The sequence below is a fragment of the Methylobacterium sp. WL19 genome, assembly GCF_008040005.1.
Lineage (GTDB): Bacteria > Pseudomonadota > Alphaproteobacteria > Rhizobiales > Beijerinckiaceae > Methylobacterium > Methylobacterium bullatum.
This window is the reverse complement of the sequence record NZ_VRVC01000035.1, coordinates 1-20,797: the sequence shown is the minus strand read 5'-3', so window position 1 is coordinate 20,797 and position 20,797 is coordinate 1. Positions and strand designations below refer to the sequence as shown.

23 protein-coding genes are annotated in these 20,797 nt (G+C 68.2%); 14 read left to right on the top strand and 9 right to left on the bottom strand.

The genetic code is table 11. The annotated features are described in order from the left end of the window. The first annotated feature begins 148 nt into the window (after positions 1-148). The 3 genes from FV220_RS09450 to panC all read left to right on the top strand — a co-directional run bounded on the left by FV220_RS09450 (position 149) and on the right by panC (position 2,885). Positions 149-1,402 carry a BatD family protein gene (locus FV220_RS09450; protein ID WP_147831002.1) on the top strand — a complete coding sequence of 418 codons (1,254 nt, stop codon included), beginning with the start codon at positions 149-151 and terminating at the stop codon, positions 1,400-1,402. Positions 1,403-1,513: 111 nt separating this feature from the next. Further along, a complete protein-coding gene (locus FV220_RS09445; RefSeq protein WP_043764381.1) occupies positions 1,514-1,930 on the top strand; it encodes a hypothetical protein in 417 nt (138 codons plus the stop codon). Between the two features lie 91 nt (positions 1,931-2,021). Continuing rightward, the gene (panC, locus tag FV220_RS09440; RefSeq protein ID WP_147831000.1) at positions 2,022-2,885 is read left to right on the top strand and encodes a pantoate--beta-alanine ligase; all 864 of its coding nucleotides are present in this window, start codon (positions 2,022-2,024) and stop codon (positions 2,883-2,885) included. A 13-nt stretch (positions 2,886-2,898) separates the two neighbouring features. Here panC and FV220_RS09435 read toward each other — a convergent pair whose 3' ends face one another. The 6 genes from FV220_RS09435 to FV220_RS09410 form a co-directional block, all read right to left on the bottom strand. After that, positions 2,899-4,143, bottom strand: coding sequence for a PHB depolymerase family esterase (locus tag FV220_RS09435; RefSeq protein ID WP_056148756.1), 1,245 nt, complete (start codon positions 4,141-4,143; stop codon positions 2,899-2,901). A 180-nt stretch (positions 4,144-4,323) separates the two neighbouring features. After that, on the bottom strand, positions 4,324-5,049 hold the full coding sequence (dnaQ, locus tag FV220_RS09430) for a DNA polymerase III subunit epsilon (protein ID WP_147830998.1): 726 nt from the start codon (positions 5,047-5,049) through the stop codon (positions 4,324-4,326). 35 nt (positions 5,050-5,084) lie between these two features. Then, positions 5,085-5,690: a dephospho-CoA kinase gene (gene coaE / locus FV220_RS09425; protein WP_147830996.1), complete on the bottom strand. Its 606-nt coding sequence runs from the start codon at positions 5,688-5,690 to the stop codon at positions 5,085-5,087. Next, positions 5,687-6,529, bottom strand: a complete 843-nt coding sequence (locus tag FV220_RS09420; RefSeq protein ID WP_056148752.1) for a shikimate dehydrogenase — start codon at positions 6,527-6,529, stop codon at positions 5,687-5,689. Before FV220_RS09420 ends, coaE begins: the two co-directional genes overlap by 4 nt. 26 nt (positions 6,530-6,555) lie before the next feature. Further along, positions 6,556-7,170 (bottom strand): nucleoside triphosphate pyrophosphatase, encoded by a 615-nt coding sequence (locus tag FV220_RS09415; protein WP_147830994.1) that lies wholly within the window; start codon positions 7,168-7,170, stop codon positions 6,556-6,558. Between the two features lie 20 nt (positions 7,171-7,190). Continuing rightward, positions 7,191-8,021, bottom strand: coding sequence for a pyruvate, water dikinase regulatory protein (locus FV220_RS09410; protein WP_018045933.1), 831 nt, complete (start codon positions 8,019-8,021; stop codon positions 7,191-7,193). A gap of 604 nt (positions 8,022-8,625) precedes the next feature. Between FV220_RS09410 and hemE the strand changes: the two genes are divergently transcribed. From hemE to FV220_RS09390, 4 genes are all read left to right on the top strand, one after another. Next, positions 8,626-9,696 carry a uroporphyrinogen decarboxylase gene (hemE, locus tag FV220_RS09405; protein WP_147830992.1) on the top strand — a complete coding sequence of 357 codons (1,071 nt, stop codon included), beginning with the start codon at positions 8,626-8,628 and terminating at the stop codon, positions 9,694-9,696. Between the two features lie 9 nt (positions 9,697-9,705). Next, positions 9,706-10,158, top strand: coding sequence for a protoporphyrinogen oxidase HemJ (gene hemJ, locus FV220_RS09400; protein WP_147830990.1), 453 nt, complete (start codon positions 9,706-9,708; stop codon positions 10,156-10,158). Further along, entirely contained in the window at positions 10,155-10,511 is a 357-nt protein-coding gene (locus tag FV220_RS09395) for a hypothetical protein (protein WP_147830989.1), read from the top strand. Before hemJ ends, FV220_RS09395 begins: the two co-directional genes overlap by 4 nt. 81 nt (positions 10,512-10,592) lie before the next feature. Further along, positions 10,593-10,931: a hypothetical protein gene (locus FV220_RS09390; RefSeq protein WP_147830987.1), complete on the top strand. Its 339-nt coding sequence runs from the start codon at positions 10,593-10,595 to the stop codon at positions 10,929-10,931. A 55-nt stretch (positions 10,932-10,986) separates the two neighbouring features. Here FV220_RS09390 and hisG read toward each other — a convergent pair whose 3' ends face one another. From hisG to hemH, 3 genes are all read right to left on the bottom strand, one after another. Next, a complete protein-coding gene (gene hisG / locus FV220_RS09385; RefSeq protein WP_056148736.1) occupies positions 10,987-12,006 on the bottom strand; it encodes an ATP phosphoribosyltransferase in 1,020 nt (339 codons plus the stop codon). Beyond that, complete coding sequence (locus tag FV220_RS09380; protein WP_147830985.1) at positions 11,999-13,153, bottom strand: ATP phosphoribosyltransferase regulatory subunit; 1,155 nt, start codon at positions 13,151-13,153, stop codon at positions 11,999-12,001. The genes hisG and FV220_RS09380 overlap by 8 nt, the downstream gene beginning before the upstream one ends. Before the next feature lie 98 nt (positions 13,154-13,251). After that, a complete protein-coding gene (gene hemH / locus FV220_RS09375; RefSeq protein WP_056160517.1) occupies positions 13,252-14,334 on the bottom strand; it encodes a ferrochelatase in 1,083 nt (360 codons plus the stop codon). A gap of 127 nt (positions 14,335-14,461) precedes the next feature. On the opposite strand from hemH, the gene FV220_RS09370 reads away from it, so the two are divergent. The 7 genes from FV220_RS09370 to FV220_RS09340 form a co-directional block, all read left to right on the top strand. After that, a complete protein-coding gene (locus tag FV220_RS09370) occupies positions 14,462-15,415 on the top strand; it encodes a class I SAM-dependent methyltransferase (RefSeq protein ID WP_147830983.1) in 954 nt (317 codons plus the stop codon). A 120-nt stretch (positions 15,416-15,535) separates the two neighbouring features. Continuing rightward, positions 15,536-17,056: a bifunctional UDP-sugar hydrolase/5'-nucleotidase gene (locus tag FV220_RS09365; RefSeq protein ID WP_147830981.1), complete on the top strand. Its 1,521-nt coding sequence runs from the start codon at positions 15,536-15,538 to the stop codon at positions 17,054-17,056. Continuing rightward, positions 17,053-17,742 (top strand): uracil-DNA glycosylase, encoded by a 690-nt coding sequence (locus FV220_RS09360; RefSeq protein WP_147830946.1) that lies wholly within the window; start codon positions 17,053-17,055, stop codon positions 17,740-17,742. Before FV220_RS09365 ends, FV220_RS09360 begins: the two co-directional genes overlap by 4 nt. Positions 17,743-17,857: 115 nt before the next feature. Then, on the top strand, positions 17,858-18,277 hold the full coding sequence (locus FV220_RS09355) for a hypothetical protein (RefSeq protein WP_187273369.1): 420 nt from the start codon (positions 17,858-17,860) through the stop codon (positions 18,275-18,277). 95 nt (positions 18,278-18,372) lie between these two features. After that, positions 18,373-19,659 (top strand): 23S rRNA (adenine(2503)-C(2))-methyltransferase RlmN, encoded by a 1,287-nt coding sequence (gene rlmN / locus FV220_RS09350; RefSeq protein WP_147830945.1) that lies wholly within the window; start codon positions 18,373-18,375, stop codon positions 19,657-19,659. A gap of 9 nt (positions 19,660-19,668) precedes the next feature. Further along, complete coding sequence (locus FV220_RS09345) at positions 19,669-20,151, top strand: hypothetical protein (protein WP_147830942.1); 483 nt, start codon at positions 19,669-19,671, stop codon at positions 20,149-20,151. 82 nt (positions 20,152-20,233) lie between these two features. After that, positions 20,234-20,797 (top strand): gamma-glutamyltransferase (locus tag FV220_RS09340; RefSeq protein WP_187273368.1); only part of this gene is annotated, 564 nt, incomplete at its 3' end.

Below are 20,797 nucleotides of genomic sequence, written 5' to 3'. Positions count from 1 at the left end.
CCCTCCCCCCTTTGCGGGGGAGGGTGCCTGCGGAGCAGGCAGGAGAGGGGGCGACCGCCCCGGAACCGGCGCTCCCCTCTCCCGACCCGCTTCGCGGGCCACCCTCCCCCGCAGAGGGGGGAGGGATCACGGACGGCGCGGCGTCCTCATGCTCGGCGCGTTCCTGCTCCTCGCCGCTCCGGCCCATGCCGAAATCTCCCCCGGCGACCTCACCCTGACGGTGACGCCGGAGCTCAACGGAAACGCGGCGCCGTTCTCGCGAGAGATGGTGCTGCTCCACATTCGCGGCGTCTACCGGCAGGCGATCCTGCTGGAGGAGGTGGTCCAGCCGTCGCTGGCGAATTTCAGCTGGACCCAGCTCGGTCGCGACACCTGGTCGAAGACCCGCCTGCCGGACGGACAGGTGGCGGTGGCCTTCGACCGCACCATCGCGATCTTCCCGCACCATCCGGGCGATTTCACCATCGACCCGTTCATCCACCGCCTCACCATCAACGATGGCGGCACCCGCAAGGTGGTGGACGTTCCCTCCGTCCCGGTCTCGCTGCCCGTCGCCACCTGGACGAAACCGGTGGGCGGTCCGGACGTGAAGGAGCCGTGGTGGCTGCCGGCGCGGGACGTGACCATCACCGATTCCTGGAGCCCCGACCCCGAAACGGTGAAGATCGGCGAGACCACGAGACGCATCGTCACCCTGGAGGCGCAGGGGCTGGTGGCCGAAGGGCTGCCACCGCGGCCAGTGATGCGCACACGCGGCATCCTCACCTTCGCGGGGCCCGTGACCCGCGAGACCATCATCACCCCGACGGGGCCGGTGGCGCGGGCGACCTATCAATGGGACGTGCGCCCCGCCGTCACCGAAATCGTCCCGCTCGATGCCATCACCATTTCCTGGTTCGACACCGTCTCGCGGACCCTGCGCGAGGCGGAAATCCCGGCCCGGCAGATCGGCGGAGGCCTGCCCGATCGGGACGAGGATGCCAAACCCGTGGCTCCGGCCTCGCCGATGGTGGTAGCGGCTGCGGCCGTGGGCGCCTTCGGGTTCGGCCTTGCCCTCATCGGCTTTGGCATTCCGAGGCGCTCTCGGACCCTGCGCCTCGACCGTGCGACACGCCGCGAGCTCACACGTTACGCGGAGGCGAGCGATGGACCGGGTTTCCGCGCCGCCCTCGACCCGGTCTTCGAGCGCCAACCCGACCTCGCGCGCCTCTGGCGCTCCACTCCCGTCATCGCTGAGGCGCTCTCGGCCCTCGACGCGTCGCTCTATGGCCGAGCCGAGGAAGCGAAGCCGGACCTGGCTCGATTAGCCGGCAACCTGTCGAAGCCGTTCAAGATCGACAGGCCTTCCGCCGAGCCGGTCACCCGGTTGGCGGATCTCGATGGTCGGGCTTTGCGGCGGTAACCTTTCGTTCACCCTGTTCTGAGAATTTCGACCCTCGTCCAGGGACGGTGAGTTGGGCGGTGAACGCCCATCGACAGGGCTTCCGGCGACGGGAGCACGCAGCGGGATGACATGAGCCGAGGGCGCGAGACAGCAGGAGGCCATGCCGCGAGGGTGGTGATCGCGGCGAGTTTCGTCGTGACAGGCCTCGTCGCGTCCGTCTTGTGCGGCCCGGCCCGGGCCGCCGACGCGCGGGAGCGCTGGTCCACCCCCTACGGCGTGGAGGCCAACCGCCCTGTCCCGGGAGCCGAGCCGCCGCCGCGTTACTTCCCGCGCGCGGACGAGGACAGCACGCCGCGACGGGAGCGTGCGAGACCCCGACGGGTCGCCTGTATCCCGAGAAGCGTGCCCATCCCCACCGACGCGCCGGACGATCCGAGCTATGTCGGATCGACCTACGGGCTCGGGAAACCGAGCTATTACGGCTTCAAGCCGGCGCTGGGCGTGGACGATCCCTTCGGCCGGTCCCTGCTGCCCTATTGCAACTGACCTCTGCCGCTCGCGGCATCTGGCTTTCAGGCGCCGAGTTGGGATAGTCGAAGGCCTATCGACGTCCCTCAGAGCCCTGCGAAGAGCCCCGATGAGCAGCCAAGCCTCGCCCGTCACCCCGGTCCGGTTCGACGCGGTGGATACCATGCGGGCCTGCATCCGCGCCTGGAAAGCGGCGGGCGACCGTGTCGTCCTCGTGCCCACCATGGGTGCCCTGCACCAGGGTCACCTCTCCCTCGTGAGCCGGGCGCGGGAACTGGGGGAGCGGGTCGTCGTCAGCATCTTCGTCAACCCGACGCAGTTCGGGCCGAGCGAGGATTTCTCGCGCTATCCGCGCGACACCGAGGCCGATCTCGCGCTCCTGTCGGAGGCGGGCGTCGATGCCGCCTACTGTCCCACCGTGGAGACGATGTATCCGGCGGATTTCTCCACCAGCCTCACGGTGGCGGGCATCAGCGAGGGCTTGTGCGGCGCTTTTCGGCCGGGCCATTTCTCCGGCGTCGCCACGGTGGTGACGAAGCTCGTCAATCAGGTCCAGCCCGATACCGCCCTGTTCGGCGAGAAGGACTTCCAGCAATTGCAGGTCATCCGCCGCGCGGTGCGCGACCTCGACATCCCCGTCGCCATCGGCGGCGTGCCGACGCTGCGGGAGGAGGACGGCCTCGCCCTCTCCTCGCGCAACCGCTACCTCGATGCGGACGAGCGGCGGATCGCACCCCTTCTCCACCGCGAGCTGGTGACCATCGCCGAAGGGTTGAGAGCGGGAAACGCGGCCTCGGCGCTCGTCTCCGCCTCGACCGAACGGCTGATCGAGGCCGGGTTCAGCACGGTCCAGTATCTCAGCGTGTGCGATGCGGACACGCTGGCCCCGGTGGAACACGCCACGGGACCGACCCGCATCCTGGTCGCCGCCTATCTCGGCTCGACGCGGCTCATCGACAACGTCGCCGTTTGACGGGACCGGAGGGTCAGTGGCGCGGCCGGTCCAGACGGTGAGCCATGAAGAAGTCGACCATCGCCCGTGACGCATCCGGGCCGCGCGGATCGGTGTAGCTGCCCGCCGGGTCGCCACCCGACCAGGAATGGCCGAGGCCGCGCACCAACCAGCTTTCCACCACGACCCGATCGGACGCGTCGGCATAGCGCGTGCGGATATAGGCCAGGCCGCCGGGGCCGGTTCCATCCGATACGGACGGCTGCAGGGCCTCGACGCCGGCTTGGATGAGAACATGATCGCCGTTGCGCGGATGGACGGTGCCGTCACTCTCGCCATGGACCATGATGGTCGGCACCCGCGCGGTCTCCGCCGGCGGGACCACTACGGACCCCGACGGCCCGAGACGCATGGTCGTCAGTGCCGAGGAGATGTCACCGGCGCAACCCGCGGCGAGACCCGAATGCACGCCGACGGCGGCATAGAGGTCGGGATAGGCCAGGGCGATGTTGGCGGCGGCGGCGCCACCGGCCGAGAGGCCTGCAATATACACCCTGCGCGCATCGACCTTGTACTGGCTCATCACCGCGCGGGTGAGACCCGCGATGATCTCGGCCTCACCGGAACCGCGTTCCTGGTCCCCGGGCTGGTACCAGTTCCAGCACCGCTGGCCGTGCGCCCTCATGCTCTGGGCGGGATAGACGACGAGGAATCCCTCCGTCTCGGCCAGACGGTTCATGCCGGTGCCGGCCGCGAAATCGTCCGGCGACTGGGTACAGCCGTGGAGCATGACGAGGAGGGGAGGCTGGGCAACCGTCCTGCTCGGAACGTAAAGCTTGTAGTCGCGTGCGCCCGCATCGTTGGCGAACGCATGCTCGGTGAAAGTCCCCTCGCCGGCGGGAGGAGCCGGGACCTTGCCGTCCCGGAACAGGTTGGTGGGATCGAACCCGGAGAATCCCGACGGCGCCGATCCCGGCGCGACCACGCCCTGACCCGCCTGCCCGGATGGCGACGACAACCCGAACTTCCGAGCCACCTGATCCAAAGCCTCGCGCAGATGGTCCTGCAGGCCCTCCGTCATCGAGCCGGCCTTCGGATGGCCGGGCTTTGCGGCCTCGCCGCCTCCGACCTGGACCATCTGTCCCGACGTCTCGGCATCGTGCCGGCCGAAGAGGCCGCGTTGGATGAGATCGGCTGCTTCCTGCAGGCGTCCTGCCCCCGTCAGTTTGGTCGCTTCGACGAGATCGTCCATACGCGTCCGGTTCGGGTGATCAGCCATCGCATGATCGCTTTCTTGGGTGCTGGGAGAGTGGACGACGGATCCGATCGATGCTGGATACACAGACATCCCGCATCGACGATGGGCTTGATTCGCCTCCGCGCCGACTCGATGTGCAAAGATGTAGGCTGGTTCTATTGCATTGCAATATGTCTTTTATTGCATTGCACCTAACGGGTTTCACTCACCGTCGTTCTCGCTGACGTAGTCGCGCCAGATCGGGCTGGAACCGAGGGTAGCGACGAAAGCCGCGTGCTGACTCACTTCCAAGGGGTCCAAACGGTTGCGCAATCGGCGCGGTTCCACGGCGATGGGTCCGTCGCCCGAGGCGATGGCCCGGGCCGGCTCCGTGGCCTCGACCATGGCGAGGCCGAGGCTCGTCTGCTTGCCGCCGAGGAGTTCGATATAGACCTCGGCCAGGATCTGGGCGTCGAGGAGCGCCCCGTGTTTGGTCCGCCGCGTCGTATCGATCCCGTAGCGGACGCAAAGCGCATCGAGGCTGTTGGAGGCTCCGGTATGCTTGCGGCGCGCCATCTGCAGGGTGTCGACCACCGCCCCCAGGTCGATCTGCGGCGGCCCGCTGTCGCCGAGCCGGGCGAACTCCATGTTGAGGAAGCCCACATCGAAGGGCGCGTTGTGGATCACGAGGGGGGAATCGCCGCAGAAGGCGACGAAATCGTCCACGATCGCCGAGAAGACGGGTTTGTCGGCCAGAAACGCGTCGGAGAGACCGTGGACGCCGAACGCGCCCTGCGAGACCGGCCGTGTCGGATTGACGTAGCGGTGGAAGGTCACCCCCGTCTGGATGTGGTTGATGAGCTCGACGCAGCCGATTTCGATCAGCCGGTCCCCGTTCTTGGCATCCGTCCCGGTGGTCTCGGTGTCGAGGACGATCTCACGGAGCATGGTGCGGTCCATTCGAGGGAATACGAAGCAAGCGGTCAGGCCGTACCTGCGCCGACGAGGCGTTGGATGAGAGCGTCGACCTGATTTTCGGCATCAGCAAGGCCAAGCCCGGTATCGATGAGGAAGTCTGCCCGGGCGCGCTTGTCGGCATCGGGCAACTGCTTGGCGAGGATCGCGGCGAACGCCGCCTCGGACATGCCGGGGCGAGCCAGCACACGCTGCCGCTGAACCTCGGGATCGGCCGTCACCACCAGAACCGCATCGCATCTGTCTTCCCCACCGGTCTCGAACAGGAGGGGGATGTCGAGGATCACCAGGGAGGCGTCGCCGTGCTCCTCGAGGAAGCGCTGTTCCTCCCCTCGGACGAGGGGATGGATCGCGGCTTCCAGCCGGGCGAGAGAATCGGGCCGGCCGAGCACCTGGTCCCGCAGGCGCGCGCGGTCGACGGAGCCGTCCTCCGCGATGGCGTCGGGGAACAGGCCCGCGATGAGGTGCGCACCCGCTCCCCCCGCCGCGTAGAGACGCCGCACCGCCGCATCCGCGTCATGTATCAGGACGCCGCGCCGGGCGAATAGGGAGGCAGTGGTCGATTTCCCCATGCCGATGGAGCCGGTGAGGCCGAGGATGAACGGCCGGGTCATCGCTTCGCGACCAGATCGGCGACGATGAGGGCACGCAGTTCCGGTGTGACCACCGGACGGGTCCCGAACCAGCGCTCGAAACCCGGCACGGCCTGATGCAGCAGCATGCCGAGTCCGTCGACCACGCGATGCCCCCGCACCGCAGCTGCCGCCAGAAGCGGCGTCTCCAGGGGCGAATAGACGATGTCGGCCACGGCACATTCAGCCGGCAAACGATCCAACTTGATGTCGAGGGGCGGCTTGCCGGTCATACCGAGGGAGGTGGTGTTGACGAGAAGCCGCGCGCCATGAAGGGCGTCGTCGAGCCCGTCCCAGTCGATGGCCTCGACGCGGGACGGGTCGAGCTCCACAATGGCCTCGGACCGCGAGCGCGTGCGGTTGGCAACCCGGATGCGGTTCGCCGGACCGTCGAGAAGGCCCGCGACGACGGCCCGTGCCGCTCCTCCCGCTCCGAGGATCACGACGTCTCGCGCATCGGCGCCGAGCCAGTCCGCCCCGAGGGTCTCGTCGAGATGAGCGGTGAAGCCGGCGGCATCGGTGTTGTCGCCGACGAGACGTCCCTGCCCGTCGAAGGAGAGCGTGTTGACCGCGCCGATCCGCCTGGCCGCCTCCGTCAGCACCTCGGCCCCGGCGAAGGCGGCTTCCTTGTGCGGCAGGGTCACGTTTCCGCCGGCGAACCCGGCAGCCTTCAGGCTGCGCAGGAAGGCCTCGAAATCCTCCGGCGCCACGTCGATCCGCTCATAGGACCCGTCGAGCCCAAGGGTCGAGAGCCAGTGTCCGTGGATCATCGGCGACCGAGAATGGGCGATCGGATGACCGACGACGAAGGCTTTGATCATGAAGGGGTCTCGCGCGGCGTTCGGGATCAGAAAGCAAGGCAGCCATGGCTGCGCAACCGGTCGAGCAATCCGGTCAGCGGGAGGCCGAGGATCGTGGCATGGGCGCCCTCGATGTCCGCGAACAGATGGATGCCGAGGCCTTCCAGCTGGTATCCCCCCACCGTGCCGGTGACACGCTCATGCCCGGCGATCGCCAGATAGGTGTCGATGGCGGACGCGCTCAGGTCCCGCATGGTCAGACGGGCCTCGTCGTGGAGGAGATCCGGCTCCCGTCCCGGTACGATGAGGGCGGCGGCGGAATGTAGGGAATGCCTCCTGTTGGATAGCCGGCTCAGCTGATGTTTCGCCGCGTCGAGGGAGGCGGATTTGTGAAACACCTCCCCCTCGCAGGCGAGAACCTGGTCGGCGGCCAGGACGATCCTGTCTTGGGCCTTTCCCGCGACCGCCCGTGCCTTGGCCACGGCCAGCCGGCGGGCGAGATCGGCGGGAGCGAGGGGGCCTGAATCGGCCTCGATGCCGCGCTCGTCCACATTCGGGACCACGACCTCCACGTCGAGGCCGGCGGCTTCGAGGAGATGCCTGCGCGTCGGCGAACCGGAGGCGAGGACGAGCGGCCGTTCGGGCAGCCAGAGACGGGTCATGACGGATCTCGCTTCGCGTTTCACGCCACGAGGAACTTGAGCCGGTGCTCGCGATGGAGATCGAGGATCGCGGCGGCGGTCTCCTCGATGGACCGCCTCGTGACGTCGATGGTCGGCCAGCGGTGTCGGTTGCAGAGTTTGCGGCAGGCGGCGATCTCGTCGGCGACGGCGTCGCGATCGACATAGAGGGAGGTGTCGTCGGCCTTCAGGCTCAGCAGGCGGTTCTGCCGGATCTGCACGATCCGCTCCGCAGACGCGAGGAGGCCGACCACGAGGGGCTTGCGGGCATTCTCGAGATTGGGCGGCACCGGCATACCCGGCACGAGGGGGAAATTCGCGGTCTTCAGCCCGCGATTGGCCAGATAGATCGCCGTCGGGGTCTTCGAGGTGCGGCTGACGCCCACGAGGATCACGTCGGATTCGTCGATGTCGAAGGGCAGGTTGCCGTCGTCATGGGCGAGGGTGAAGTTCATCGCGTCGATGCGCTTGAAATACTCGGCGTTCAGCATGTGCTGCGCCCCCGGCCGGGCCGTCGTCTCCGCGCCGAGATAGGATTGCAGCAGGGCGTGGACCGGCTGGAGCACGGAGAGGCAGGGCGATCCGGTCTCGCGGCAGGCCGCCTCCAGCCGCTCGGTGAGGTCGTGCCCGACGAGGGTGTAGAGGACGAGGCCCGGCGCCGCCTCGATCTCGGAGATCACCCGTTCGAGCTGGGCCGAGGATCGCACCAGCGGATAGACATGCTCGATGGCCGAGACGCCCTCGTACTGGGCGGCAGCGGCGCGACCCACATTGATGAGGGTCTCGCCGGTGGAATCCGACACGAGATGGAGGTGGAAGTAGCTGCGACTCATCGGAAATTCCCATCCCAGGCCGGCGGACGGGCGTAAGGGATCTCCGGGTTATCCACCACACCTGACGGCCGGAGTCGACAGGTGGGGATAAAGCACCCCTGTCCGGGCCGGGGGCGGAACCTTCCCCCGCGTTGTCGACTCTCGCGTCAACATGCAGAACGACGACCCTCGCCCCGATCCCGATTTGGGAGATTCAGGGAGGGTTCGGGCACGGGGGACCCATCACGGCGCGCAAGTCGCTGATTAGACTTCCCGTTCTCGAAAGTTAGCGCGAACCCGTTAAAGCCCCGTTAACGGCGGTCGCGCGGGGATGGGGTGTGGACAAGTTCGCGGTCCCGTCATCCCCCGTCTAAAAGAAAAAACAGAGTCCTAGAATCTCTCTTTTCTTATTAGATAGACGGGACGGGGACAGGGATTTTCGGCCACCCCCAGAGGCTCTCGCAGGGAAGAGAGCTTTCGGAAGGGGGCATCGGAGAAGCGGGGACGTCCTGCGGTAAAACAACGTCCCTCGGCAAAACATCTTCCCGAGACGGGGCAGGGAGGTCATAGCTCTGTTCCAAGGGGAGGGTACCTTCCCATCAAGATGGACCGGGCGGATACGCGGATGACTCGACGTGACGGCACCGATCGTGCGCTGCTTCAGGTTCTCGACGGCAAGCCGTCCCGGATTCCTCCCGCCTGGATGATGCGGCAGGCCGGGCGCTACCTTCCGGAATATCGCGAGGTCAGGGCGAAGGCCGGCTCCTTTCTCGACCTCTGCTACAATCCGGACTTCGCCACCGAGGTGACCCTGCAGCCGATCCGGCGGTTCGGCTTCGACGCGGCGATCCTCTTCTCCGACATCCTCGTCGTGCCGGACGCCCTCGGGCAGAATGTCCGCTTCGTCGAAGGGGAAGGCCCGCGTCTCGACCCGGTCCATGGCCGGGACGAATTCGCCCGCCTGAAACAGGCCGACGATCCGAGCATCTTCCAGCACCTGGAGCCGGTCTTCGAGACCGTGCGGCGCCTGCGCTCCGAATTGCCGGCCGAGACGACGCTTCTCGGGTTCTGCGGCGGTCCCTGGACGGTGGCGAGCTACATGATCGGCGGACGCGGCACACCTGATCTCGCTCCCGCCCGCGCGCTCGCCGATACCGAGACCGCCCTGGTGGAAGCACTGATCGACCGCCTTGTCTCGGTGCAGATCGAGTACCTGTCGCGCCAGCTCGAAGCCGGCGCCGATGCGGTCCAGATCTTCGAATCCCATGCGGGCTCGCTGCCGCGGGCGCCGGGCGCCACGGCGGACGCCCTCCAGCATTGGAGTTTTGCTCCCATCGCCCGCATCGTCGATGGGGTCAGGGCACGTGTGCCGGGCGCGAAGATCATCGTCTTCGCCCGGGGCTCGGGCCTCGAAGGCCATGCCCGCGTGATGGCGGAGACCGGCGCGGACGCCGTCGGGGTCGATTGGAGCGTTGACCTGAAGGCCCTGCGCGGTGCCGTCACACCGCGCACGGTGACCCAGGGCAACATCCACCCCGAAACGCTGATCGAGGGCGGTGAGGCCCTCGACGTGGCCGTGGACGGGGTGCTCGAGGCGACGGAGGGGCTGCCGCACATTTTCAACCTCGGCCACGGCATCACCCCGCAGACGCCGATCGCCCATGTGGAGCAGATGCTCGCCAGATTGCGGCGCTGACCTCGGACCATGGCCGACACGCTCTATCCCTGGATCAAGGCGATTCACGTCATCGCCGTCATCTCCTGGATGGCGGGGCTACTCTACCTGCCGCGCCTCTTCGTCTACCACGCGTCCCTGCCCGAGGGGCCGGCCTCCTCGGCCCAGTCCGAGACGTTCAAGGTCATGGAACGCCGCCTGATGAAGGCGATCATGAACCCGGCCATGATCGTCACCTGGCTGCTCGGCCTGTTCCTCGTCTGGCAGAGCGGATTCTACGCATCGGGCTGGATGCAGGCGAAGTTCGCCCTGGTGCTCGCCATGAGCGGCTGCCACGGCTGGTTCTCGCGGATGGTCAAGGATTTTGCGGCCGACCGGAACGTGCGGAATCACCGTTTCTACCGAATGGTCAACGAGGTTCCGACGCTCCTCATGGTGGCCATCGTCATCCTCGTCATCGTCAAGCCGGGATTCGGGTCATGATCGCATCGCATCGCTTCCGGGTCTGGTGGGGTGCCGCCGCGATGATACTGGCCGCATCCGGCGCCGAGGCCGCGAGCTTCCCGTGCGAGAAGGCGGAAACGCCCGACGAGAAGGCGATCTGCGGCCATCTTCCCCTCAACGACCTCGACGTGGAGATGGCGGTCCGGTTCGAGATCCTGCGCGGGCTCCTGCCCATGGGCGGCAACGCCAAGCTGCGCGACGACCAGGAAGCCTGGCTGCAGGAACGGCGCAGCTGCGCGGCGGACGTCACCTGCCTGACCAAGGCCTACGAGGCCCGCCTGAAGACCCTGCGCGGCGTCTTTTCGGAGTTCGCCAAGCAGGGGCCGCTTTAGAATGCCGCCCAACACTCCCGGTCCCGGTCAGTGCTCGCCCACGGCATGACGGCGCAGCAAGAGCTTCGTGAGAGACACCGAGTGGAATGGCTGGAGCCGTGGGAGTCGGTGGAACCGGTACGAACGGATGACCCCTTCGCCTTCGGCCGGGGCTGGGAAGCCGAACTCCGCAAGGAGGTCGTGCCGGGGCACGTCCTCCACGGCCTGGCGGTCACCTTGATCGCCCGTCGATACGATCGGGACGACGCACTTTTTCAGATGCAGGACGGAAGGGTCGCGCAGGTTCACCTGACATGGAAACAGGCGCCGGAGCTCGACCCGCGCTGGCCGGAAACCGTCATCTACCCCTCGTTGCAGGCCTGGGCGGATACGGGCCAGCGCCGTGACCATGACGAATGGCTCGCCGACAACGGCCAATGACCGCCTTCAGCGGAGCCGAACCCGGATCCCTCCTGGTGTCGTCGTCGGCCGGGCCTCAGCCCAGCCGCGTGAGCAGGCGGTCGATCAGCGGGTTGTCCGGGCCGAAGGCGTAGTCGATCCGCCTGACGCTGACCGCGCTCGCTCCCGATTTCACGAGATCGTCCACGAGGTCGAACGTGGCGTCCACCGGACAGTGGAGCACGATCTCGGCGCTCCGGTTTTCCGGCACGCCGTAGGGCAACTGCGCATCGTGCAGGGCGCTGATCCCGGCGAGATCGAGATCGCCGTCGGCCGGCATCGCCGCACGGATCTCGCGGGTGAGGCGCGCGCGCTCCTCCGCCGCGATCCGACCGAGCACGGTGCGCAACGCCTTCTTCTGGCTTTGGCCCCAGGGCGCCGTCAGCGAGGCGACGAGATTGGCCTCCGAGCGCAGGATGATGCCGTCGTCGAGGATCTTGAGGGCGTTGGCGGCGAGCGTCGCCCCCGTGGTGGTGATGTCGACGATGATCTCCGCCGAGCCCGAGGCGGGCGCACCTTCCGTGGCGCCGAGGCTCTCCACGATGCGGTAATCGGCGACGCCGTGCTCGGCGAAGAAGCGCCGGGTCAGGTTCACGTATTTCGTGGCGATACGCAGGCGGCGCCCGTGGCGGATGCGGAGTTCGGCCGCGACCTCGTCGAGATCGGTCATGGCGCGGACGTCGATCCAGGCCTGCGGCACCGCGACGACGACGGTGGCCTGCCCGAAGCCGAGCGGCGTCAGCAACTCGACCTGGCCCCGCGCATCGGGAAGGCTCTCGCGGATCAGATCCTCGCCGGTGACGCCGAGATGGGCGCTGCCGCTGGCGAGCTGGTTGGCGATCTCGGAAGCCGAGAGGTAGCGCACCTCCACATCCGGCACGCCGACGAGCTTGCCGCGATAGTCGCGGGCGCCCGCCCCTTGGGCGAGTTTCAATCCCGCCCGCGCGAAGAAGGCCGAGGCGTTCTCCTGAAGGCGGCCTTTCGAGGGGACGGCGAGGACGAGAGGGCCGTCGACCGCGCCTTGCGAAGCCTGGGAAGTCGGAACGGTCTCAGCCACGGGACGATCCTTCCGACGTGAGGACACGGGACAGCCAGACGGCGCAGCCCACGGCCGGGATCGGCGTGGGGCTGCCCAGATGCTGGAGCAGGCCGTCGTAGCGGCCGCCGCCGACGAGGGGAGCTGTCCCCTGCCCCCGCGTCACCTCGAAGATGAAGCCGGTATAATAATCGAGGTTGCGGGCGAAGCTCCCTGAAAACCGGAACCGCTCCACGTCGAGACCGCGCGCGGCGATGAAGCCGGTCCGCTCCTCGAACAGGGAGAGGGCGGCCTCCAGCGGCGCGTAGGTGATGCCCGCCGAGGCGGCGAGCTCCCGCATGGAGTTGGCGGCCTGATCCGGATCGCCCGAAATGGCGCGGTAGCGCTCGACGACGGCGCGGTTCTCGGCGTTGAGCCCGGCGCCGCCATTGGCCCGTGCCGAGGCCTTGGCGAGGAAGCGTTCCGCGATCTCGCCGGCGCTGCGTCCGCCTACGCGGGAGATACCGGCGATGGACAACACGTCCTCGACGAAGGCGCGCACGCCTTTGGGATCCTGGCCCTGGATCGCCGCCAGCAACCCGGCATGCGGGTCTTCCACGCTCGCGACGGTGGTGACGTCGTCCAGCGAGCGGCCCGCCGCGAGTGCCCGCAACGTCCGCCGCTTGGCGGCGGGCGGCACGCCGAGCCCGTCGAGCAGTGCGTCGATGACGCCCATGTCGCCGAGCCTCACCGAGACCTCACCGGCTCCGAGCAGGTCGAGGCCTTCGAGGGCGAGGCCGAGCACTTCGGCGTCCGCCGCCGGGATGTCGGTGCGGCCGATGGATTCGATGCCGGCCTGGAGGAACTCCTCCGCCTCGCCGGAGCCGAGCCGGAAGACCGGGCCGAGATAGCTGTAATCGGCGGTGGCGCCCACGCCCCGCGCCAGATGCTGGCGGCAGACCGGAATGGTGAATTCCGGCCGCAGGCAGAGTTCCGCGCCCGCCGCGTCCTGCGTCACGAAGATGCGCCGGCGAATGTCCTCGCCGGAGAGTTCGAGGAACGGCTCCACCGGCTGGAGCACGGCGGGCGTCACCGGGCCGTAGCCGCCTTGCGAGAAATGCGCGAGGAGCCGCGTTCCCTCATCCGCTCGCACGGTGTCGATCGGATCGACTGCCTCCGGTCTCGTCATGGTTCACCCGCCGCCTGATGCCGCGTCCTTTATCAACCGCGTCCGCTCTTGGCGACCATCAACCGCATCCGCTTTCGACGAACGGATCCTGCGGCTTTTCAGAGCCAGCCCTGAAGCTCGCGGCGGACCACGTTCTCGATCACCTTCATCCCGAGATCGCTGTCGTTGAGGCAGGGGATGTAGGCGAAGCGCTCGCCGCCATTGTCCTCGAAATAATGGCGGTTCTCGCCGTCGAGCTCCTCCAGGGTCTCGAGGCAGTCGGCGGTGAAGCCCGGCGCCACGATGGCCATGCGCTTCACGCCGGATTTGGCGAGGGTCTGCACGGTCTCGTCGGTATAGGGCTTGAGCCATTCCTCGTTGCCGAAGCGCGACTGGAAGGTCGTGCGCATCCGTTCCGTCGAGAAGCCCAGGGCCTCGCGGATGAGGCGGCCCGTCTTCACGCACTGGCAATGGTAGGGATCGCCCTTGAGGAGGTAGCTCTTCGGCACCCCGTGGAACGAGGTGAGGATCACCTCCGGCTCGAAATCGAGCTTGGCGAGGCCCTCGCGGATCGAGGTGGCCATGGCCTCGATATAGACGGGGTCGTCGTGATACGGCGCCGAGACTCGGACGGTCGGCTGCCAGCGCATCTGCATCAGCGCCTTGAAGGCCTGGTCGCAGGCCGTGGCCGAGGTGGCGGCGGCATATTGCGGGTAGAGCGGCACCAGCAGGATGCGGTCGCAGCCCTGGTCGAGCAGCGCCTGGATGCGCAGGGACACTTCCGGCTTGCCGTAGCGCATGGCCCAGTCGACCACCACCGAATCACCCATCGCCGCCTGCAGTCGCTCGGACTGCCCGCGGGTGATGGTCTTGAGCGGACCCTCGTTGCGCTCGTTGTTCCACACGCTGGCATAATCCCGACCCTTCGGGCCGGGACGCTTCGTGAGGATGATGAGGTTGAGGATAGGCCACCAGATCAGACGCGGCACCTCGATGACGCGCCGGTCGGACAGGAACTCCTTGAGATAGCGGCGCATGGGCCAATAGCTCGTGCCCTCCGGCGTGCCGAGGTTCATCAGGAGCACGCCGACCCGGCCCCAGCGCACGGGCGGGTGGTCGGAGGGCAGGCTGGCGGTCGCGGAGGAGCTGGTCTGCAACGGCTTGATGTCCTTGAGGGACGTCGGTTCGACGCGTTCGTTCATCGGGTTCCCGAGCGCCCCGGCAGGGCGCGGTTTGTCAAAGCGGTCTTCGTGGCGCAGTTGTCTGGCGCAGCATATCTATCTAGAGCACGAGACCTGCCAGCGACCATCTCGTCAATGAAGGCGCGACATGCCGTCTCCCCGGTACTTCTTCAACCACTTCATGCCGTTCACCGGCTACCCCTATAAGGGGGGACCGACGGTCTGCAATCTGTGCGGATCGGCCGAGACCGTGACGGTGGCCGAGACCGACCGGCGGCTTAAGACGCTGAAATCCGTCGCCTGCGTGCAGTGCGGCCTGATTCGCACCGACCCGATGCCGACGCCGGACGAGCTGGCGCATTATTACGCCCATGCCTACCGGGCCGATTACCAGCTCGCCTTCGCCGGCGGACCGCCGCGCCACCACCTGAACCGCTCGGCCCGCGAGGCGACCTTCCGCGCCGACCTGCTGGCGCCGAAGCTGAAGCCCGGCGCGCGGGTTCTCGATTTCGGCTCGGGCTCGGGCGAGTTCCTGGCCGCGGCCCGCGCCAAGGGCTGCGTGGCCATCGGCATCGAGCCCGGCCGCGACTATGCCGCCTATGCCCGCGAGCATCACAAGGTCGAGGTTCTGGACGACGCCGACGACGGACGCTTCCCCGCCGGGCATTTCGACGTGATCTCGACCCATCACGTGTTCGAGCACCTGCGCGATCCGGCCGTGGTGATGGAGCGCCTGTCGCGCTGGCTGAAGCCCGACGGCGTCATCTACGCGGCGGTGCCCAACATGGCCGCCACCGGCAAGCCGCCCCACGAGCGTTTCCACTTCGCCCATGTCCACGGCTTCGTGCGCGAGACCTTCGACCTCAACGCCCGCCGGGCCGGCCTCGTCCCGCATCCCGAATATTGGCGCGAGGACACCACCGTGGTCTACCGCAAGACCGACGCCCCCGTGGGCGAACTCGCCAATCCCGGTCTCGCCGAGCGTCTCGTCGTCGAGCTCAAGGGCACGCCGGCCGCCGCCTATCTCGTCTCCGGCGCCTGGATCTGGCCGATGCTCCGCCGCAACGCCAAGGCGGTGCGCGACGGTTTCGCCTCTCGCTGAGGTCCGCGTTCGGGCCTGACGCCGGAACGCGAGGGCCGATGTTGCATCGGCTTCATCGATCGCGTCCACACTGGCTCTAGCCGGAATCTCGATCGCCCGGCCCTTCGGAGACCTGTCGCGATGCCTCGTCCTACCCGTCGTCAGACCCTGAGCCTCGGTCTCGGGGCGGGTCTCGCGGCAGGTTTGGCCGCGCCCGCCGGTGCCGGGGAGATCGAACCGACTTTCACGCTCCTCCTCGTCAACGACATCTACCTGATGTCCGAGGTCGACGGTCGCGGCGGCTTCGCCCGGCTCAACGCGGTGGTGAAGTCCGAGCGGGCGCGCGGCGTGCCGGTGCTCTACGCCCATGCCGGTGACACCCTCTCCCCCTCGCTGATGTCGGGGTTCGACCGCGGCGCGCATATCGTCGAGCTTCTCAACATCGCGCCGCCCGACGTGTTCGTGCCGGGCAACCACGAATTCGATTTCGGCCCCACCATCTTCGCCCAGCGCATGGGCGAGGCGGCCTTCCCGGTCTTCGCCGCCAACCTGCGCGGTGCGGACGGCAAGCCCCTCGCGGGCCTCCGCGACAGGATGGTGGTGACGCTCGGCGGGATCCGGGTCGGCCTCGTCGGCATCACCCTCGCCAGCACGCCGGAAAAATCGCAATCCGGCGATCTCGTCTTCGGTCCCGAGATCGAGACGCTGCGCGCGGCGGCCCAGGCCCTTCGCGACGAGGGGGCCGAGCTCATCGTCGGCGTCTGCCATACGGCCCGCGTCACCGACGAGGCGATCGTGGCGGCGCGGATCGTCGACATCCTGCTCTCGGGCCACGACCACGACCTCATCGTGCAGTATGACGGTCGCAGCCTCCTGGCCGAATCGAGTTTCGACGCCCGCTACGTCACCGCCATCGACATCGCCGTGACGGTGAAGGGAACGGGCAAGACCCGGACCCTGTCCTGGCACCCGACCTTCCGCATCCACGATACCGCCGACGTCACGCCGGACCCCGAGACCCTCGCCGTGACGCAGCGGCTCGAGGCGCGACTGGCGAAGGAACTCGACGTGCCGGTGGGGACGATCAGCGCGCCCCTCGACAGCCGCATCTCGACCGTGCGCCTCCGCGAAGGCAGTTTCGGCAACCTCGTCGGCGATGCGCTGCGCGCGGCCACGGGGGCGGAGATCGCCATCACCAATGGCGGCGGCATTCGCGGCAACCGGCTCTATCCGGCCGGCACCGTGCTGACCCGGCGCGACATCCTCACCGAGCTTCCCTTCGGCAACTCCACGGTTCTGGTCTCGCTGACGGGCGCCCAGGTGCGGACCCTGCTGGAATCGGCCCTCGCCGATCTCGGCCGCCCGGCGGGTCGTTTCCCGCAGGTCTCGGGTCTCGTCGTCACCGTCGATCCGGGGGCGAATGCGGGACACCGGATTCAGTCCATTCTCGTGGACGGACAGCCCCTCGACGAGACGCGCACCTATACGGTGGCCTCCAACAATTTCCTCTACGATGGCGGCAACGGCTACGGCCTCCTCGCCGACGGGCGCACCCTCATCGGCGCCACGGACGGCAAGCTCGTCGCCAACGAGGTCATGGCCTATATCGCCCGGCATGACCCGCTCTCCGTCCCCGATGGCGGCCGAATCGTGATCCGGTGACGGCGCCCGGCCCGCTGAGCCTGGCCCTCGACGAGTTCCGCGCCACGGGCTCGTCCTGGCTGACGCTGCCCTTCTTCTCCAATGGGGCGGCGGATGCGGTCTGTGCGCGCGTCGACGAGCGGATTGCGCAAGGGGCGAGCGTCCTGCCCTCCCCCGATGCGGTCTTCCGTGCCCTCACGCTGACGCCGCTGGAAGCGGTGAAAGCCGTCATCCTCGGGCAGGACCCCTACCCGACGCCGGGCGATGCCAATGGCCTCGCCTTCTCCTATGTCGGTCCCCGTCGGCTTCCCGCTTCCCTCAAGGTGATCCTCGCTGAACTGCCGGGCACGACGGCGAGCGGCGATCTCACGCCCTGGGCGAGACGGGGCGTGCTGCTCCTGAACTCGGCCCTCACCGTGGAGGCCGGCAAGTCCGGCGCGCATCTGCGCTACGGCTGGTCCGCCCTCACCGACGACGCCGTGAAGGCCGTCTCGGCCCGTCCGACGCCCGCGATCTTCCTGCTCTGGGGGGCGCAGGCCCGCGCGCGGGCGGCCCTCATCGACCGCGAACGATGCGGGGTGATCGAGACCGGGCATCCCTCTCCCCTCAACCGCCTGCGGGATTTCTCGGGCACGCGGCCCTTCGACGAGGCCAATGCCTGGCTGGCGGGCCGGGGCCTTTCCCCCATCGACTGGTCGCTCGGTTGACGCGGTGAAACGGTCGCTTTGACAGGACGGCACGGCGGTCTATCTCGGATGGGCAGCATAAGCGGAACGTAAGAATCCGCGCCGCCCCAAGAACGCTTCCGAGGAAACGCCGTCCATGCGCCTGAAACCCGTTCTCACCCTGTGCCTTGCGGCCGGCCTGCTCGCACCGACCCTTGCACAGGCCCAGATCCGCAACGCGCCTCCGCCCCGTGCCCTGGAATTCGCCGCCTACATCTTCGCTGCCGCCAATGTCTGCGGCTACCAGATCGGCGTCGAACAATTCGATGCCCTGCTCCAGAAGCAGAATGTCAGCGCCGCCGATGTCGGCCCGCGCGGACCTTTCGGCAACAAGGTCCAGACGATCTTCGCGCTGATGTCGAATCAGATGCAGCTGAACCGGGAGCAGGCCTGCCTGGCCGTCGCCGGCGAATACGGCCCCGAGGGCAATGTCGTGAAGAACGTGCTGCTTCCCATGGGCACGGCCTCCCCACCCGCCGAAGCGACACCTCCGGCCGAGCCCAAACCGGCGCAGTAGACCCCGCCATTCCGTGCACGCATCGGGACACATTCGCGTTCCGGTGCGGGATCGCCTATATCGGACCGATTCCAAGTCCGAAGGTTGAGTGATCCATGGCGACGGCGTCGGTCGACACCGCCGGCCGCGACGAAAGCGTCGTGGCCGCAATCGAGAAGCTACCCGAGTTCCAGCCGGACGCCGTTCCGCCGGGCCGCTCGTCCCTCATCGGCCTCACCCGCGAGGAGTTGAAGGGGCGTCTGGCCGCCATCGGCGTGTCGGAGCGCGAGCAGCGCATGCGCTCGGGCCAGCTCTGGCACTGGCTCAACGCGCGCGGCGCCACCGATTTCGACCAGATGACCAATGTCGGCAAGGGGCTGAAGGCCGATCTGGCGCGGGCCTACACCCTGGAGCGGCCGGAGGTCGTCACCGAGCAGATTTCCCGCGACGGCACCCGCAAATGGCTGCTGCGCATGGCGCCCACCGGCAAGCACGACCACAATCGCGGCGCCGAGATCGAGTGCGTCTACATTCCCGGCCGTGGGCGCGGCACCCTCTGCGTCTCGTCTCAGGTCGGCTGCACCCTCACCTGCAGCTTCTGCCACACGGGCACGCAGCGCCTCGTGCGCAACCTGACCGCCGCCGAGATCACCGCGCAGGTGGTGGTGGCCCGCGACCGGCTGAACGATTGGGTCGGCCAGAACCCGGTGGCCGCCGGCGAGGACGAGACCCGCCGCGCCGTTACGAACATCGTCTTCATGGGCATGGGCGAACCCCTCTACAACATCGACAACGTCATCGATTCGGTGGGCGTGATGTCCGACCAGGAGGGCCTCGGCCTCTCCCGTCGGCGCATCACCGTCTCGACCTCCGGCGTCGTCCCGCAGATGCAGCGGCTCGGTGAGGAGGCCCACGCCATGCTGGCGATCTCGCTCCACGCGGTGCGCGACGACCTGCGCGACACCCTTGTGCCCCTGAATCGCAAATATCCCCTGGCCGAACTGCTCGCGGCCTGCCGCCACTATCCCGGCCTCAACAATGCCCGCCGCATCACCTTCGAATACGTGATGCTGAAGGGCGTCAACGATTCCGATGCGGATGCACGCGAACTGGTGCGGCTGCTCAAGGGCATCCCGGCCAAGATCAACCTGATCCCGTTCAACCCCTGGCCCGGCAGCATCTACGAATGCTCCGACTGGGAGCGGATCGAGCAATTCTCCGAGATCGTCTATGAGGCCGGCTACGCCTCGCCGGTGCGGACGCCGCGCGGCCGCGACATCCTCGCCGCCTGCGGCCAGCTCAAGAGCGAGACCGAGAAGCTGCGCGCCCGCGCCCGGATGATGCTGGAAGACGGGATCGGCGCCGAGGGCGTCTATGCCGGGGCCGATGACGACGAAGGCTGAGCGCGTCCCATGCGGTTCCTCGGCCGCCTGATCTGGGCGAGCCTCGCCCTGTGCCTCGCCATTCCCTGCGGGGCCCTGGTGCTCGTCCTTGCCATCCTGGTCGATCCTGTCTCCAGCGAGGCGCTGACCCGGCTCGGCCTGTTCGGGTTCCTGCAGGGGATGACCGACCTCGCCTCCGGGATCGGTCCCGACGCGCTGCTTCTCCTTGCCGCCGGCATCGCCCGCGCCGGGTTCGTCCTGCTGGTGCTGCCACCCCTCGCCATGGCGCTCATCGGGGAGGCGATGAACCTGCGCAGCGCTCCGGCCTATGCTGTCGGCACGGGGCTCGCCACCGCCCTCGTGCCGTGGCTGATGCGGGGCGCGCCCGCCTCCCTCGCCGCCCACAACCTCGCCGTCGAGGGACGGGTGACCGCCCTGCTTTTCCTTGCCGGAGCGGCCGCCGGGCTGGTCTATGGCTGGATCGCCATACGCGACCGGCCCGTGGGGGGCTGAACGGGCACCGCTGCCGCTGCGTTGGCCTGCGACGGGCATCGGCGCAGGATGCCGTGGGAGAGCCTCGCATGACGGATTGGGCATGACCGGACATCGCTTCAGCCTCGCCCTGGCGCTTCTCACGATGCTGTCTGGACCGGCCCTCGCCCAGGCGGCCCCGGAACTGCCGCCGATCCCCTCCGACGACGCCCGCATCCTCCCCGTCCTCGGGACCCACGGCATGGTCTCATCGCAGGACGCCCTGGCGACCCGCGTCGGTGTCGCGATCCTGAAAGGCGGGGGCAATGCCGTCGATGCCGCCGTGGCGGTGGGCTTCGCCCTCGCGGTGACGCTGCCGCAGGCGGGCAATCTCGGCGGCGGCGGGTTCATGCTCGTTCGCCTCGCCGGCACCGGCGAGACCGTGGCCATCGATTTTCGCGAGACGGCACCCGCCGCGGCGACGGCGGACATGTTTCTCGCCGCCGACGGGCAGCCCGATCGCGGCGCCTCCATCCGCACCGGCAAGGCCGTCGGCGTCCCAGGCTCCGTGCGCGGATTGGCCGAGGCTCACCGCCTCTACGGGTCGGGACGCTTCACCCTCGCCGATCTCATTGCCCCGGCCAGGGCTTTGGCCAGGGATGGGATTCCCGTGGAGGGCGGGCTCGCC

Excerpts from the sequence above, each read along its gene's own strand:
- FV220_RS09365 (WP_147830981.1), top strand. The coding sequence starts at position 15,536 with ATGCCTCGTCCTACCCGTCGTCAGACCCTGAGCCTCGGTCTCGGGGCG.
- hemJ (WP_147830990.1), top strand. The coding sequence starts at position 9,706 with ATGGCCGACACGCTCTATCCCTGGATCAAGGCGATTCACGTCATCGCC.
- FV220_RS09415 (WP_147830994.1), bottom strand. The coding sequence starts at position 7,170 with ATGACCCGTCTCTGGCTGCCCGAACGGCCGCTCGTCCTCGCCTCCGGT.
- hemH (WP_056160517.1), bottom strand. The coding sequence starts at position 14,334 with ATGAACGAACGCGTCGAACCGACGTCCCTCAAGGACATCAAGCCGTTG.
- panC (WP_147831000.1), top strand. The coding sequence starts at position 2,022 with ATGAGCAGCCAAGCCTCGCCCGTCACCCCGGTCCGGTTCGACGCGGTG.
- FV220_RS09380 (WP_147830985.1), bottom strand. The coding sequence starts at position 13,153 with ATGACGAGACCGGAGGCAGTCGATCCGATCGACACCGTGCGAGCGGAT.
- FV220_RS09445 (WP_043764381.1), top strand. The coding sequence starts at position 1,514 with ATGAGCCGAGGGCGCGAGACAGCAGGAGGCCATGCCGCGAGGGTGGTG.
- FV220_RS09450 (WP_147831002.1), top strand. The coding sequence starts at position 149 with ATGCTCGGCGCGTTCCTGCTCCTCGCCGCTCCGGCCCATGCCGAAATC.
- FV220_RS09435 (WP_056148756.1), bottom strand. The coding sequence starts at position 4,143 with ATGGCTGATCACCCGAACCGGACGCGTATGGACGATCTCGTCGAAGCG.
- FV220_RS09410 (WP_018045933.1), bottom strand. The coding sequence starts at position 8,021 with ATGAGTCGCAGCTACTTCCACCTCCATCTCGTGTCGGATTCCACCGGC.
- hemE (WP_147830992.1), top strand. The coding sequence starts at position 8,626 with ATGACTCGACGTGACGGCACCGATCGTGCGCTGCTTCAGGTTCTCGAC.
- FV220_RS09395 (WP_147830989.1), top strand. The coding sequence starts at position 10,155 with ATGATCGCATCGCATCGCTTCCGGGTCTGGTGGGGTGCCGCCGCGATG.
- FV220_RS09355 (WP_187273369.1), top strand. The coding sequence starts at position 17,858 with ATGCGCCTGAAACCCGTTCTCACCCTGTGCCTTGCGGCCGGCCTGCTC.
- coaE (WP_147830996.1), bottom strand. The coding sequence starts at position 5,690 with ATGACCCGGCCGTTCATCCTCGGCCTCACCGGCTCCATCGGCATGGGG.
- FV220_RS09370 (WP_147830983.1), top strand. The coding sequence starts at position 14,462 with ATGCCGTCTCCCCGGTACTTCTTCAACCACTTCATGCCGTTCACCGGC.
- rlmN (WP_147830945.1), top strand. The coding sequence starts at position 18,373 with ATGGCGACGGCGTCGGTCGACACCGCCGGCCGCGACGAAAGCGTCGTG.
- dnaQ (WP_147830998.1), bottom strand. The coding sequence starts at position 5,049 with ATGCTCCGTGAGATCGTCCTCGACACCGAGACCACCGGGACGGATGCC.
- FV220_RS09345 (WP_147830942.1), top strand. The coding sequence starts at position 19,669 with ATGCGGTTCCTCGGCCGCCTGATCTGGGCGAGCCTCGCCCTGTGCCTC.
- FV220_RS09420 (WP_056148752.1), bottom strand. The coding sequence starts at position 6,529 with ATGATCAAAGCCTTCGTCGTCGGTCATCCGATCGCCCATTCTCGGTCG.